Source organism: Streptomyces sp. NPDC058274 (assembly GCF_042881375.1).
In the GTDB taxonomy this organism is placed as follows: Bacteria; Actinomycetota; Actinomycetes; order Streptomycetales; family Streptomycetaceae; genus Streptomyces.
Map to the genome: position 1 here is coordinate 280,412 of NZ_JBHVXW010000006.1, position 14,311 is coordinate 294,722.

The following is a 14,311-nucleotide window of genomic DNA, read 5'->3' on the forward strand; positions in this document are numbered from 1 at the left end:
CCCGGTTACCGGGAGCGTTCGTCTGTGAATTTCTCTGTGAAGTTGCGCGCTCGGACGGGGGACAAGTGGGACCTCCCGTGCCAAGGAGCAGGTCCGATGGATAGGGTCCCGAACAATGGCAGCAGGACGAGAGCGGCGCGCGGAAGCCGAGACGTTCACGGCCCGGTGGAACAAGCAGTGGCACCGGGTCCGCACCGCCCTGCGCAGATCCGCCGTCGACTACTTCCGCGGGGACGGCTCGGACTGGGTCGCGCTGGTCGGGCTGCTGCTGACGATTCCGCTGATCGCCGCCACGACGCTGGTCAACTCCGTGTGGTGCTCGCCGGCCGCCCTGGTTCTGCCGATCGTCGCCGGGGGACTGGTGCTGCGCCCGGCGAGCCTGCTCGGCCTCTACGCCGCCGCGGCCACCGCGCTGATAGTGGAGTCGGTCGAGCTCGGCCCGTACACCCAGGGCCCGTCCCGGGTGACGCCCGGCGTGGTGCTGGTGGTCGCGGCCTGCGGGTTCTTCGGTCTGCTCATCGCGCAGTTCCGCAGCCGGGTCGGCGTGCCCTGGCGGCGCGGCGGCACGATGCTCTTCGACCTGCGCGAACGCATCCGCGTCCAGAGCAAGCTGCCGAGCCTGCCGGTGGGCTGGCACCGCGAGATGGCGCTGCGCCCGGCGGGCGGACAGTCGTTCTCCGGCGACTTCGTGGTGGCGGCCCGTACGAACGGCGGCCGGACCATGGAGGTCGTCCTCACCGACGTGTCCGGCAAGGGCATGGACGCGGGATCGCGTGCGCTGCTGCTGTCGGGGGCGTTCGGCGGCCTGCTCGGCTCGCTCCCGCCGCATGCCTTCCTGCCCGCGGCCAACGGCTACCTCCTGCGCCAGGACTGGGACGAGGGGTTCGCCACCTCCATCCACCTCGTCCTCGACCTCGACTCCGGGGACTACGAACTCTTCTCCGCCGGACACCCGCCGGGCCTTCAGCTCAGCGCGGGCAGCGGCCGCTGGGAGGAGAAGGCCGCCGAAGGGCCGCTCCTCGGGGTGTACGACGGGGCCCAGTTCGACCCCGTGAAGGGCTCGCTGCGCCCTGGTGACGTGCTGATGCTCTTCACGGACGGTCTGGTGGAGACCGCCGACCGGGACATCGTCGAGGGCATCGACCGGCTCACCGGCGAGGCCGACCGCTATGTCGCGGGCGGGTTCCACGGCGCCGCCTGGCACCTGATCGAGGCGGTCGCGAAGGACGTCAACGACGACCGGGCGCTGCTGCTGATCTGCCGGGAAGGCCCGACCGCCGCGCGCTGAGCGTTGCCGGTTGCCGTCTGCCGTCTGCCGTCTGCCGTCTGCCGTCTGCCGTCCGCCGGTCGCCCGTCGTCCGCTGGGCGTCGGCCGTTGACCTGCGCCGCGGCCGGGGCATCGGGTGCCCGCACGGGCCCCCGGGGTGGGGTTCTCCCCACCCCAAGTCTGCGGCCGCCCTCATGGTCCGGGCAGGTCCCGTTTCCGTACGTTCGAGAGGTCAGCGCGATCGGACGTCACGGAAGGACGGGACCCCACCATGGGCCTGCGGAAGAAGCGCCACGAAGACGCGGGCGCGGGCCCGGACGGTGACGGCGGGGGCCCGGGCGGTGACTGGGCCGTCGAACTGCACGGCGTACGGCGGCAGTACGGCCGCGGTGGCTCCGCCGTGCACGCCCTGCGGGGTATCGATCTCGCCCTCGCCCGCGGCAGTTTCACCGCCGTCATGGGCCCCTCGGGCTCCGGCAAGTCCACCTTCCTGCAGTGCGCGGCGGGCCTGGACCGGCCCAGCGCCGGGACCGTACGACTGGGCGGCACGGAGATCACCGGCATGAGCGAGAACAAGCTGACGGCCCTGCGCCGCTCCCGCCTCGGCTTCGTCTTCCAGGCCTTCAACCTCCTGCCGTCGCTGACCGTCGAACAGAACGTGGTGCTCCCGATGCGCCTGGCCGGACACCGCCCCGACCGCCGCCGCGCCGTCGAGGTGCTCGCCCAGGTCGGCCTCCAGGACAAGGGCCGTCGCCGGCCGGGACAGCTCTCGGGCGGCCAGCAGCAGCGCGTCGCGATCGCCCGTGCGCTGGTCACCCGCCCCGACGTCGTCTTCGCCGACGAGCCCACCGGCGCCCTCGACACGACCACGGCCGCCGAGATCCTCGGCCTGCTGCGCCAGGCCGTCGACGGCCTCGGCTCCACCGTCGTCATGGTCACCCACGACCCCGCGGCCGCCGCCTGGGCGGACCGCGTCCTCTTCCTCGCCGACGGCGCGATCGCCGACCGCCTGGAGCGGGCCCCGGCCGACCGGATCGCGGCCCGGATGACGGCCCTCACCGCCACACCGGCCTGCACGGGAGCGGCAGCCTGATGCCGGCCCTCGACTGCGGGCGCGAGCTGTCCGTCCTCGACCGCGGGCGCGAACTGCCCGCCCCCGACTGGGGGCGCGAACTGCCCCTCGTCGGCTGCGGACACGAGCTGTCCGTCCCCGGCCGCGGGCGCGAACTGCCCGCCCCCGACTGCGGGCGCGAACTGCCCGCCCCCGGCTGCGGGCACGAACTGCCCCTCGTCGGCTGCGGACACGAGCTGTCCGTCCCCGGCCGCGGGCGCGCACCAGCCGTCCGCGACTGCGTGCGCGCACCGTCGACCCTCGACCGCGGACACGAACTGTCCGTCCATCAGCCGGGGGCGGCAGTCTGATGTTCGTGCCGAACGGGCTGGCCCGTGCCGCCGTCCGCTTCAAGCCCGCCGCCTTCGTGGGGACGTTCATCGCGCTCGCGATGGCCGCGATGATCGTGTCCGCCTGCGGCATCCTCCTGGAGACGGGGGGTACGCGCCTGGGTCCCTCCCGAGCGCTACGCGGGCGCCCCCGTGGTGGCCGCCGCCGACCAGCGCGCGCACCGCGTCACCGGACACGGCGACAACCGGGTGGACGAGGCCGTGGCGGTCCCGGACCGGGCCCGGATCGCCGACTCCCTGGTGGCGAAGGCGGCTTCGGTACCGGGCGCGCGCACGGCGGTGGCGGACGTGACGTTCCCGGTGCGCAGCGCGGGTGGCGCCCGCACCGGACACGGCTGGGGTTCCACCGCTTTCACCGGCGAGAAGCTCACCTCCGGCCGGGCCCCGGGCGTCGGCGAGGTCGTCCTCTCCGCGGGCGGGTCCGGCGGGAAGGCCGCGGCTGTGGGTGACCGTGTCACCCTCACCACCGCCGACGGCTCCCGTGACTTCCGGGTCTCCGGCGTGACCGGCACGGCCGGTTACCCGACCGCCTGGTTCGCCGACCCCGAGGCGGTACGCGCCTCGGGTCACCCGGGCCGCATCGACGCCGTCGCCGTGCTGCCCAGGGCCGGAGTGAGCGCCGCCGTCCTCAAGTCCCAGGTGGCCCATGCGCTCGGGGACGCGGCCGAGGTGCACACGGGCGACGACCGCGGCGCCGTCGAGGACGCCTCCCTGGCCGGCGCCGAGGAGCTGCTCATCGGGCTCGGCGCCTCCTTCGGAGGCGTCGCCACCATGGTGGCCGTCTTCACCGCGGCCGGCACCGTGGCACTCTCCGTCGGCCAGCGCGCCCGCGAGTTCGCCCTGCTGCGCGCCCTCGGCACCACCCCGCGCCAGATCCGCCGCACGATCGCCACCGAGACCCTGCTCGTCGCCCCCCTCGCCGGCCTCGTCGGCTGCCTGCCCGGCCTCGCGCTGGCCCGCTGGTGGTTCGGGCAGCTCCAGGACAAGGGCGCGATCCCCCGGGCCGTCGATCTGTCGGTCTCGTACATCCCGCTGGTCACGGCCGTCGGCGCGGTCCTCGTCACCGCGCTGTTCGCCGGCTTCATGGCGGCCCACCGCACCTCCCGGATCAGACCGGGCCAGGCGCTCGGCGAGGCATCCGTGGAGCGACTGCGCCCGGGCTGGATCCGTACGCCGCTGGGTCTCGCGGCCGCGGCCGGCGGATTCGTCTGCGCGGGCCTCGCCGCCTCGCTCACCGGGGAGGACGCGGCCAACGCGGCGCTCGGGATCGTCGTGCTCTTCATGCTCGCGATGGCTCTGCTCGGCCCGCTGGTCGCACGGGTCTGCGCCGCCCTGCTGGGGCTGCCGCTGCGCGGCGCGGGTGCCGCCGCCTCGCTGGCGGCCGCCAACTCCCGTACCAACGCCCGCCGGCTGGCCTCCGCGATCACCCCGATCGTGCTCGCGATGGCCTTCTCCTCCGTCCTCGTCTTCATGCACACCAGCGAGGAGCGGGCCATCCAGGAGCAGCAGCGGGCCGGCGTCGTGGCCGACCACATCGTCACCTCCGACTCGGGTCTGGCCCCGGGCGCCGTGGACCGGGCCGCCCGCACCCCCGGAGTCACCGCCGCCGTGGGCCTGTTGAAGACGGCCGTCCTCGTCCCGGCGAGCGGTTCGCTGGAGTCGGCCTCGGCCCAGGGCGTGACCGGCTCGGCGGCCGCCCTGGCGCGGGTCCAGGACCTCGACGTCCGGCACGGCACCCTCACGCTGAAGCCGGGTCAGGTCGCGCTCGACGGCGCGCTGGCCGACAGCACCCACGTGAAGATCGGCGACCGCCTTCACCTGCGCCTGCCCGACGGCACCAAGGCGTCGCCGACGGTCGTGGCGACGTACGGCCGCGGTCTGGGCCTGTCCCAAGTCACGCTGAGCCGGGCCGACTTGGCGACGCACGTCACCAGTTCCCTCGACACGGAGATCTGGACGAAGGGCGGCACGGCCTCCGCCCTGTCCGGCCTCGGCCGGGTCCTGGATCCCGGGGACTACACCACCGCCCAGTCCCTCGACCGCGAGCTCAACGCCTGGGCGAACACCGTCATGGCGGCCGTCCTCGGCGGTTTCGCGGCCGTCGCCGCCGCCAACACCCTGGTGATGACGGTCCTCGACCGCCGCCGCGAACTCGGCACGCTGCGGCTGATCGGCTCGACCCGGCGCCAGGTGCTGCGGATGATCCGCTGGGAGGCCCTCCTGGTCGTCCTCGCGGGCATCGCCCTCGGCACGGCCATCGCGCTCGCCACGCTGGTGCCGATGATGAAGGGACTCACGGGCCAGGCGCCGTACATACCCCCGCTGTTGTACGCCTCTTTCGCCGCGGCGATCGTCGTGCTCGGTGTGACGGCGGCCACCGTCCCGGCCCGCATGGCGCTGCGCGGGGAGACACTGGAGGGGTGACGCAGAATCTCCTGACCCTGGCCGAAGTCGAAGCCCTCGCCCGCAAGGCGCACGCCGCGCAGACCGACAAGGCGGGGCGGCCCTACGCCGAGCACCTCCAGGCCGTGGCCGAGGGAGTGCGCGAGCGCGGTGGCGACGACGAGCAGATAGCGGCGGCCTGGCTGCATGACGCCGTGGAGGACGAGGCGCTGTCCGAGAAGTGGCTGCACGAGGCCGCGCTCACCCGGCGCACCAAGGACATCGTCCTCGCCCTGACCAAACAGGAGGACGAGCCCCCGGAGGCGTACGCGGAACGCATCCGCTCGACCTCGGGGGCTCTCCTGGTGAAGGCCGCGGACCTGGCGCACAACGCCGACCCGGCCCGGCTCGCGGTCCTCGACGAGCACACCCGGGCCCGGCTGGCCAAGAAGTACGCCTCGATGCGCGCGCTTCTCGGCCTGCCGCCCGGGTGACGAGCGCCGTCCGGCGAGGTGAGCCCCCGCCCTCTGGACCGAGGCCCGCCCTCTAGACCGAGGTCCTGGTCCTGACCCGGGTCTCGGCGGTCCGGTTCTCGATGGTCCGGTTCTCGATGGCCCGGGGGTCGGCCTTCATGTCCGCGGTGGCGCGCTCTCGCGCGATCTCCTTGGCGTCCCGCTTGAAGGCCCACTCCATCTTCGGCTCCATGGCGAAACGGAAGATCCGCTGGACGGGCGGGGTGCACAGCACGGTGATGACCGTGGCCGCGAACAGCGTCACGAAGAGCTCACCGAGCGGCTGGTGCACCCACCCGTGGTCGAACCAGCCCCAGAACCGGGAGCCCTTGGCGAGGAAGCCGTGCAGCAGGTAGCCGTACAGCGTGCCCGCGCCGAGGACCGTGAACCACATCTTCCGGCGCGGCACCCAGGCGAAGAAGCAGGCGGTGAGGACGAGCGAGCAGCCGAAGAGCGCGAGCGTCATCACGACGCCGGCCCACCACTGGAAGCCCATCTCCTGTGCGCTGTCCCGGTGGTAGAACCAGACCGAGGACATCCGCGGCGCGGCCCAGTACGCCACCAGCAGCGCGCCCGCGAAGACGGGCAGCGACAGGATGCGCACCTCGCGGCGCCGCAGCAGCTGGAAGTGCTCGGGCTTCATGCACAGACCCACGACGAAGAACGGCAGGAACTGCAGCACCCGCTGGAGGTCGAGGTCGTCGCCGATGTCGGGCGAGACGGAGGCCAGCGCGCCGACGGCGAGCGCCAGCGGCACCGGCCAGCGCACGATCTTCCACAGCGGGGTGGTCAGCCGCCAGATGAACAGCGCGACCAGGAACCAGGTGAGGTACCAGGGGTCGAGCAGGCTGATCGGGTGGCCCGGATCGTGGTCGGCCCACCGCTTGAAGAGGGAGTACGCCACTTCGAAGATGACGTACGGCACGGCGACCCCGGTGACCAGCCGCTTCAGCCGGTCGGGGCGCATGTCGAAACTGCGCGAGAAATAGCCGGAGATGAGGATGAAGGCCGGCATGTGGAACGTGTAGACGACCATGTAGAGCGCCTCGGCGGCGCGGCTGCGGTCGGTCAGCGGTTCCCAGGCGTGCCCCATCGCGACGAGGACGATCGCCAGGTACTTGGCGTTGTCGAAGAAGGCGTCGCGCTGTTTGGCCGGCTTGGTGTCGGGGGAGGCGGCCGGGGAGGCCTGCCGGGTGGGTTGGGGCGAGCGCGGACTCGGCACTCCGTCCACCGGCGGCTGTGCCGGGGGGAGCGGCGCTCTGTCGGGGCCGTGCGGACGCAACGAGTTCGTCACAGAGCCTCCCACCAAGAACCGGGCGGGACGATCCGGGACCTCGCTGCGCTTGCGGGGGACGAGGCAGCGTGGAACATCTGAGGCACCCTAGCGTTGTCCATGGTATTTCGTAAAACCTCTGAGTGTGATTCTGGTTATCGCCTGCGCATACCCCCGATTTGGCGAAGTCAACATCCCAATCCATCCAGGGTCCGACCCTCGATCGGCATACAGTATCCGGCTGTTGTGTCCGCATTCATCCCGACTAAATGGTGCATACCGGTCGCGGGCGACTCTGGTGAAATGTCTGGTTCATTAGGCTTTAGTGACCCGTCCCAGGATGCCTTCGCTGTGCCTGTGGCAACAATTCGAATTACCTGCGAACACGATGTGTGGGCATGGAAACGATCACTTTGAATTCCCTGTGCGGGGGGACCCTCGAATTGCTGTGCGGGGCCCGGCGGTTCGGTCCGCGGGGGCAAGGCGCTGAGGCGTACTCCGCGGCGACTTCCTGTTTCCTTGGCCGAACGATGCCCCACCAGCCGCATACGGCGGCCCTGTTGGTGGCACGATGGTTCTGGCGGGGGTGTGCGCGGGGATGGCGCCCCCGGGCCGGGAGAGCGGAACCGACCGTAGGGTGTGATCAGTTGTGGCCATTTCGCTGTCAGTGGTGCTGCTGTTGGCGATCATCCTGGTGGTGTTGATCCGAGGGGGATCGATCAAGGCGGGCCCAGCCATCGTGGCGGTGCTCTTCGGCTTCTTCCTCGCCTCGACCGGGATGGCTCCGTCCATCAACCGGTTCCTCAACTCGATAGCGGAGACCATCAACTCGATCAGCTTCTGACCAACAGGGGCGCACCCCGGACCCCGGCCCCCACCACGAGCCGGGGACAAGGCTCTGCGCGCCCGTCTCCGCTCACCCCTACTACTGCGACGCGACGGGCCGGCAAAGTCCGCCGGAGAACGAACAAGGGCCAGGCAGAGGATTGATTCTCTGACCTGGCCCTACGTCATATGGAGCGGGCGACGGGAATCGAACCCGCGTAGCTAGTTTGGAAGACTAGTGCTCTACCATTGAGCTACGCCCGCACAGCTCGCGCCGCAGGTCAGTGACCGCGGCACAGGAGGCATCGTAGCGGGTCGCACCCCCTCGTCGCACACCGGTTGCGCGCTTGGGGGAGCCGCTGCGGGAACGCCCGTGAAATGCGGCAGCCGCACCGCCTGCGGGCATGTACCCTACGTGTCGCACCGACGGGGTGTGGCGCAGCTTGGTAGCGCGTCCGCTTTGGGAGCGGAAGGCCGTGGGTTCAAATCCCGCCACCCCGACCACCAGAACCGCCAGTACTCCACCGGGACCGCCGGTGCCCCCCTCCGGGACCGTCACCTGGACTGCGGGCACATCGGGGCCGGCCCGATCCCGCCCGGATCGGGCGGTGGATTCCCGGGATCCCTAGATCACCTTTTGGGGCGTGTACCGCCTGCGGTTACTATGCAAACTGCGCGCCCGTGTGTCTGCACCGTTACATCTCTCAAGGGCCGCGAATCCGCGGAGGCTCTGCCGGACCGGCAGAGTGCACGCAGCAGAACCCCCAAGAAGTCAGCCATCAAGGAGACCGAACCGTGAAGAGCGCCGTGGAGACCCTGAACCCGACCCGGGTTCGGCTCACTGTCGAGGTGCCCTTCGAGGAGCTCAAGGACAGCCTCGACGCGGCGTACAAGAAGATCAACCAGCAGGTCACGGTGAAGGGGTTCCGGAAGGGCAAGATCCCGGCGCGCGTCATCGACCAGCGGTTCGGTCGCGGTGCCGTGCTCGAAGAGGCCGTCAATGACGCGCTCCCGAAGTTCTACACCGAAGCGGTCAACGAGGCTGAGCTGAACGTCCTCGGCCAGCCCGAGGTCGACATCACCGAGCTGAAGGACGGCGAGACGCTGAACTTCACCGCCGAGGTCGACGTCCGTCCGGCCATCGAGATCCCGGACTACTCCGGCATCGAGGTCGAGGTCGACGCCGTCGCGGTCAGCGACGAGGACATCGAGAAGGCCGTCACCGAACTGCGCGAGCGCTTCGCCTCGACCTCCCCGGTCGAGCGCGCCGCCGAGGACGGCGACGTGGTCACCCTCGACCTGGAGGCCAAGGTCGACGGCGAGGTCCTGGAGGACGGCGTCGCGTCCGGCGTCTCCTACACCATCGGTTCCGGCGAGCTGCTCGACGGCATCGACGAGGCCGTGAAGGGCCTGGAGGCCGGTGGCGAGGCCACCTTCGCCTCCGAGCTCAAGGGCGGCTCGGCGGCCGGCAAGGAGGCCGAGGTCACCGTCAAGGTCACCCAGGTCGCCGCGCGTGAACTGCCCGAGCTGGACGACGACTTCGCGCAGCTCGCGTCCGAGTTCGACACCCTCGACGAGCTCAAGGCCGACAGCCGCAAGCGCCTCGAGAACATGAAGCAGTACGACCAGGCCACGCAGGCCCAGGAGCGCGTCCTGGAGAAGCTGCTGGAGCTGGTCGAGGTGCCCGTCCCCGAGAAGCTGCTCGAGGACGAGATCAACACCCGTAAGCACAACCTCGAGCACCACCAGCTCGGCCAGATGGGCATCGACCTCGCGAAGTACCTGGAGATCCAGGGCAAGACCGAGGAGGAGTTCGACGCCGAGACCAAGGAAGCCGCGGTCAAGGGCATCAAGACGCAGTTCGTTCTTGACGAGCTCGTCAACAAGGAGAAGCTGAACGTCAACCAGGAGGAGCTCACCGAGCACCTCATGCGGCGCGCGGCCTCCTCCGGCATGTCCCCCGACCAGTTCGCCCAGGCCGTCGTCGAGGGCGGCCAGGTCCCGATGCTGGTCGGCGAGGTCGCCCGCGGCAAGGCCCTCGCGGTCGTCGTCGAGGCCGCCACGGTCAAGGACACCAACGGCGAGGTCGTCGACCTGGACGACGAGGACGAGACCGCCGAGACGGTCGAGGCCTCCACGGAGTCCGCCGACACCGAGTCCGCCGACACCGAGGACAAGCCCGAGGCCTGACCGCCTCGCTTGTACGTCTGACGGGCCCCCGGGACATCTGTGTCCCGGGGGCCCGTCGTGCCCTGGGGGCGCGGGGAACTGCGGGCTCGGCCCAGTGCAGGCCGCACCCGCCGATGGCCCGCGCGTGGCAGACGCGCCTGCGGCCGGGTGGGGGCTGGTCGCGCAGTTCCCCGCGCCCCTTGCGGGGCCCGCTGAACCCCTGCTCAAGCCAGCGCAGCGCACACGCAGCGCATGCGCTCACAGCGAACAGTTCCCTCTGCGGGATTCCCCGGAGGGACCCGCGCGTTAGGGTCCATGAATACGAGGGCAGGGGAGTCCCCGAAGCCGCCCCGGGGCGGTGCGGGTAGGGCCCCAGGCCTGAGCAGAAGACGTGAGACGGCCCGGCGCCGTCGTAAGACGAGCAGGTGGATACGTGACGAATCTGATGCCCACAGCTGCCGGCGACCCCATCGGTGGTGGCCTCGGCGACCAGGTCTACAACCGACTGCTCGGCGAGCGGATCATCTTCCTCGGCCAGGCGGTCGACGATGACATCGCCAACAAGATCACAGCGCAGCTGCTGCTCCTTGCCTCCGACCCGGAGAAGGACATCTACCTCTACATCAACAGCCCCGGCGGATCCATCACGGCCGGCATGGCGATCTACGACACCATGCAGTACATCAAGAACGACGTGGTGACGATCGCCATGGGCATGGCGGCCTCGATGGGCCAGTTCCTGCTCAGCGCGGGCACGCCCGGCAAGCGCTTCGCGCTGCCGAACGCCGAGATCCTGATCCACCAGCCCTCCGCGGGTCTCGCGGGCTCCGCGTCGGACATCAAGATCCACGCCGAGCGGCTGCTGCACACGAAGAAGCGGATGGCGGAGCTGACCTCCTTCCACACGGGCCAGACCGTGGAGCAGATCACTCGCGACTCCGACCGCGACCGCTGGTTCGACCCGATCGAGGCCAAGGAGTACGGCCTGATCGACGACATCATGCCCACCGCGGCCGGCATGCCGGGCGGCGGCGGCACAGGGGCGGCGTAACCGGCTCCCGCCGGTGTGTGCCGACGTACGCGGCGCAGAGCCGACGTACGCGGCACGCAGGCCCCACAAGCCCCCCAGCGACCGCCTCAGCCCCTTTCAGGCTTCCAGGAGACACAGTGAACGACTTCCCCGGCAGCGGCCTCCACGCCCGCACGCAGGCCGAGTACACCGGTCCTCGTGCGGAGTCCCGCTACATCATTCCGCGCTTCGTCGAGCGCACCTCGCAGGGCGTGCGTGAGTACGACCCGTACGCGAAGCTCTTCGAGGAGCGCGTGATCTTCCTCGGCGTGCAGATCGACGACGCCTCCGCCAACGACGTCATGGCGCAGCTGCTGTGCCTGGAGTCGATGGACCCCGACCGTGACATCTCGGTCTACATCAACAGCCCCGGTGGCTCCTTCACGGCGCTCACGGCGATTTACGACACGATGCAGTTCGTGAAGCCGGACATCCAGACGGTCTGCATGGGCCAGGCCGCTTCGGCCGCCGCCATCCTGCTGGCCGCCGGTACGCACGGCAAGCGCATGGCGCTTCCGAACGCGCGCGTGCTGATCCACCAGCCGTACAGCGAGACCGGCCGCGGCCAGGTCTCGGACCTCGAAATCGCCGCCAACGAGATCCTCCGGATGCGCGGGCAGCTGGAAGACATGCTGGCCAAGCACTCGACCACACCGATCGAGAAGATCCGCGAGGACATCGAGCGCGACAAGATCCTCACGGCCGAGGACGCGCTGGCGTACGGCCTGATCGACCAGGTCATCTCCACCCGGAAGTTGAACAACTCGGCGGTTGCCTGACGCGGCGCTGTATCGTCTGCCGCTCCTTGGCACGGTGCACGACAAAGTGAACCGTGCCAAGGGGGGCCCGAACGGGGGGCCCGGCAAGGTACCGTCGGACATAAGGCAGCACCAGGAGCCGCTGGATCCAGGCGTCTCCCAGGCGAAGGGGAAGCACACCGTGGCACGCATCGGTGACGGCGGCGATCTGCTCAAGTGCTCGTTCTGTGGCAAGAGCCAGAAGCAGGTCAAGAAGCTCATCGCAGGCCCCGGTGTGTACATCTGCGATGAGTGCATCGATCTCTGCAACGAGATCATCGAGGAAGAACTGGCGGAGACGAGCGAGGTGCGCTGGGAGGAACTTCCCAAGCCCCGCGAGATCTACGAGTTCCTCGAGGGGTACGTCGTGGGCCAGGAGGCGGCGAAGAAGTCCCTCTCGGTCGCGGTGTACAACCACTACAAGCGGGTCCAGGCCGGTGAGAACGGCGGCGCCCAAGGCCGCGACGACGCCATCGAGTTGGCGAAGTCCAACATCCTCCTGCTGGGCCCCACGGGCTCGGGCAAGACCCTCCTCGCCCAGACTCTGGCGCGCATGCTGAACGTTCCGTTCGCCATCGCCGACGCCACCGCGCTGACCGAGGCCGGGTACGTCGGCGAGGACGTCGAGAACATCCTGCTGAAGCTCATCCAGGCAGCGGACTACGACGTCAAGAAGGCCGAGACCGGCATCATCTACATCGACGAGATCGACAAGGTCGCCCGCAAGAGCGAGAACCCGTCGATCACGCGCGATGTGAGCGGCGAGGGCGTGCAGCAGGCCCTGCTCAAGATCCTGGAGGGCACCACCGCCTCGGTTCCGCCGCAGGGCGGCCGCAAGCACCCCCACCAGGAGTTCATCCAGATCGACACGACGAACGTCCTGTTCATCGTGGGCGGTGCCTTCGCGGGCCTGGAGAAGATCATCGAGTCCCGGGCCGGCGCGAAGGGCATCGGCTTCGGCGCGACGATCCGCTCGAAGCGCGAGCTGGAGGCCAAGGACCAGTTCGAGGACGTCATGCCGGAGGACCTGGTGAAGTTCGGGATGATCCCCGAGTTCATCGGCCGGCTGCCCGTCATCACCTCGGTCCACAACCTCGACCGCGAGGCCCTCCTCCAGATCCTGGTGGAGCCGCGCAACGCCCTGATGAAGCAGTACCAGCGCCTCTTCGAACTCGACGGTGTGGAGCTGGAGTTCGAGCGCGAGGCCCTGGAGGCCATCGCCGACCAGGCCATCCTCCGCCAGACCGGCGCGCGCGGTCTGCGCGCCATCATGGAGGAAGTCCTCATGTCCGTGATGTACGAGGTTCCGTCCCGCAAGGACGTGGCCCGCGTCGTCATCACCGCGGACGTCGTCCACTCGAACGTGAACCCGACCCTGATCCCGCGCGACGCGCGCAACGGCCGGGGCCCGGGCGAGCAGAAGACGGCGTAGCCGCCGCGACAGCCGTACGCGAAGGGGCCCCGGTCAACCGACCGGGGCCCCTTCGGCGTTGTCGCGTGGGGTCAGATCTTGACGCGCACGTCCTTGCGGAGCTTCGCGGTGGTGTCGGCCGCGTCCTCGGGGGAGCTCGCCTTGCCGGCCAGGGCACCCGCGTAGTCGACCGGCATGACGAAACCGAGCGTGCTGTGGTCCCCCCAGATGCAGACCGGCATCGTCATGTCCTTGGGGCCCGAGCTGGAGTCGCTGGTCGACGACGAGCTGAGGTTGACCTTGATCTCCTGGCACTTGAGGACGGCGCCGTCCAGGCCGTCCGGGGTGTAGGCCTTGGGGCTGCCGAGGAGCTCGCCGTCCTTGGTGCCCTCCTTCTCCTGGTTCTTCTTCATGTCGGCGAACATGTTGTCGACGGTCTTCTCCGGGTCGTCGATGGTCCCGTAGACGCCGCCGAACGAAATCTGCTTCATGGAGAGCGGGTTGCTCTTGTCCCCCGACTCGTAGGCCGCGCTGACGTCCTTGGGGTTCTGCACGCCCCAGCTCTCGGCGTCCTTGAGGTCCGACTGGCTCATGCCGTCGCTGCCGGAGCCCTTGCTCTTCGTGTACGTCCCGTCGAGCACCTTCGCCGGGGTCGTCAGCTTGTGCGGGCCGTCGTCCGCGACGTCGGAGCCGCCGCCCCCGCCGATCAGGAAGTACGCGCCTACCGCGATCGCGGCCACGACGGCCACCGCGCCGATGATGAGGCCGGTCTTCTTCTTGCCGCCGCCGGCGGCGGGGGGCTGCGGGACGCCGTAGGGCTGCTGGCCGTACGGCGGCTGGCCGTAGGGGGGCTGCTGGGGCGGGACACCGGGGGGACCCTGCTGCGGATAGCCGTAGCCGGGCTGCTGGGGAGCCTGCTGCGGATAGCCGTAACCGGGCTGGGGTGCCTGCGGCTGCTGGCCGTACGGACCCGGCTGACCGTACGGTCCGGGCTGCTGGGGCTGCCCGCCGTACGGGCCCGGCTGGTTGTAGCTCATTACTGGGTTCCCCTCCAGATACTTATGTGTTCCGAACATCCTGGCGCAAGGTCGCCCGTCGGAAGGCACCGGGGGCCGCACCGTTACTAAAGATTCCCGTTTCGGGAC

At 70.1% G+C, this 14,311-nt stretch carries 11 protein-coding genes, 2 tRNA genes and 1 pseudogene; 11 read left to right on the forward strand and 3 right to left on the reverse strand.

What is annotated here, in order from left to right; translation table 11 throughout:
• Window positions 1-115: 115 nt before the first annotated feature.
• From ACFVYF_RS15415 to ACFVYF_RS15435, 5 genes and pseudogenes are all read left to right on the forward strand, one after another.
• Window positions 116-1,288, forward strand: a complete 1,173-nt coding sequence (locus ACFVYF_RS15415; protein ID WP_389455706.1) for a PP2C family protein-serine/threonine phosphatase — start codon at window positions 116-118, stop codon at window positions 1,286-1,288.
• A 250-nt stretch (window positions 1,289-1,538) separates the two neighbouring features.
• Window positions 1,539-2,360, forward strand: coding sequence for an ABC transporter ATP-binding protein (locus ACFVYF_RS15420; protein ID WP_389455707.1), 822 nt, complete (start codon window positions 1,539-1,541; stop codon window positions 2,358-2,360).
• Window positions 2,360-2,689 carry a hypothetical protein gene (locus ACFVYF_RS15425; protein WP_389455708.1) on the forward strand — a complete coding sequence of 110 codons (330 nt, stop codon included), beginning with the start codon at window positions 2,360-2,362 and terminating at the stop codon, window positions 2,687-2,689. Before ACFVYF_RS15420 ends, ACFVYF_RS15425 begins: the two co-directional genes overlap by 1 nt.
• Window positions 2,689-5,152: pseudogene (locus ACFVYF_RS15430) on the forward strand (FtsX-like permease family protein). Before ACFVYF_RS15425 ends, ACFVYF_RS15430 begins: the two are co-directional and overlap by 1 nt.
• On the forward strand, window positions 5,149-5,604 hold the full coding sequence (locus tag ACFVYF_RS15435; RefSeq protein WP_389455709.1) for an HD domain-containing protein: 456 nt from the start codon (window positions 5,149-5,151) through the stop codon (window positions 5,602-5,604). Before ACFVYF_RS15430 ends, ACFVYF_RS15435 begins: the two are co-directional and overlap by 4 nt.
• 52 nt (window positions 5,605-5,656) lie before the next feature.
• On the opposite strand, the gene ACFVYF_RS15440 is transcribed toward ACFVYF_RS15435, so the two are convergent.
• Window positions 5,657-6,916 (reverse strand): acyltransferase family protein, encoded by a 1,260-nt coding sequence (locus ACFVYF_RS15440; protein WP_389455710.1) that lies wholly within the window; start codon window positions 6,914-6,916, stop codon window positions 5,657-5,659.
• A gap of 628 nt (window positions 6,917-7,544) precedes the next feature.
• On the opposite strand from ACFVYF_RS15440, the gene ACFVYF_RS15445 reads away from it, so the two are divergent.
• Window positions 7,545-7,739 (forward strand): hypothetical protein, encoded by a 195-nt coding sequence (locus ACFVYF_RS15445; RefSeq protein WP_016435177.1) that lies wholly within the window; start codon window positions 7,545-7,547, stop codon window positions 7,737-7,739.
• A gap of 171 nt (window positions 7,740-7,910) precedes the next feature.
• Here the strand turns inward: ACFVYF_RS15445 and ACFVYF_RS15450 are convergent.
• Window positions 7,911-7,984, reverse strand: a tRNA-Gly gene (locus tag ACFVYF_RS15450).
• 163 nt (window positions 7,985-8,147) lie between these two features.
• Between ACFVYF_RS15450 and ACFVYF_RS15455 the strand changes: the two genes are divergently transcribed.
• The 5 genes from ACFVYF_RS15455 (at window position 8,148) to clpX (ending at window position 13,187) form a co-directional block, all read left to right on the forward strand.
• Window positions 8,148-8,224: transfer RNA gene (locus ACFVYF_RS15455), tRNA-Pro, on the forward strand.
• A 291-nt stretch (window positions 8,225-8,515) separates the two neighbouring features.
• Window positions 8,516-9,910, forward strand: a complete 1,395-nt coding sequence (gene tig / locus ACFVYF_RS15460; protein WP_389455711.1) for a trigger factor — start codon at window positions 8,516-8,518, stop codon at window positions 9,908-9,910.
• 424 nt (window positions 9,911-10,334) lie between these two features.
• Window positions 10,335-10,940 carry an ATP-dependent Clp protease proteolytic subunit gene (locus ACFVYF_RS15465; protein WP_189838477.1) on the forward strand — a complete coding sequence of 202 codons (606 nt, stop codon included), beginning with the start codon at window positions 10,335-10,337 and terminating at the stop codon, window positions 10,938-10,940.
• Between the two features lie 116 nt (window positions 10,941-11,056).
• Window positions 11,057-11,737, forward strand: a complete 681-nt coding sequence (locus tag ACFVYF_RS15470) for an ATP-dependent Clp protease proteolytic subunit (protein WP_389455712.1) — start codon at window positions 11,057-11,059, stop codon at window positions 11,735-11,737.
• 160 nt (window positions 11,738-11,897) lie between these two features.
• The gene (gene clpX / locus ACFVYF_RS15475) at window positions 11,898-13,187 is read left to right on the forward strand and encodes an ATP-dependent Clp protease ATP-binding subunit ClpX (RefSeq protein WP_389455713.1); all 1,290 of its coding nucleotides are present in this window, start codon (window positions 11,898-11,900) and stop codon (window positions 13,185-13,187) included.
• Window positions 13,188-13,258: 71 nt separating this feature from the next.
• On the opposite strand, the gene ACFVYF_RS15480 is transcribed toward clpX, so the two are convergent.
• A complete protein-coding gene (locus tag ACFVYF_RS15480) occupies window positions 13,259-14,203 on the reverse strand; it encodes a hypothetical protein (RefSeq protein WP_389455714.1) in 945 nt (314 codons plus the stop codon).
• Window positions 14,204-14,311: the final 108 nt, after the last annotated feature.

Coding starts and splice junctions, on each gene's coding strand:
- ACFVYF_RS15415 (WP_389455706.1), top strand. CDS start 116: ATGGCAGCAGGACGAGAGCGGCGCGCGGAAGCCGAGACGTTCACGGCC.
- ACFVYF_RS15420 (WP_389455707.1), top strand. CDS start 1,539: ATGGGCCTGCGGAAGAAGCGCCACGAAGACGCGGGCGCGGGCCCGGAC.
- ACFVYF_RS15425 (WP_389455708.1), top strand. CDS start 2,360: ATGCCGGCCCTCGACTGCGGGCGCGAGCTGTCCGTCCTCGACCGCGGG.
- ACFVYF_RS15465 (WP_189838477.1), top strand. CDS start 10,335: ATGCCCACAGCTGCCGGCGACCCCATCGGTGGTGGCCTCGGCGACCAG.
- ACFVYF_RS15480 (WP_389455714.1), bottom strand. CDS start 14,203: ATGAGCTACAACCAGCCGGGCCCGTACGGCGGGCAGCCCCAGCAGCCC.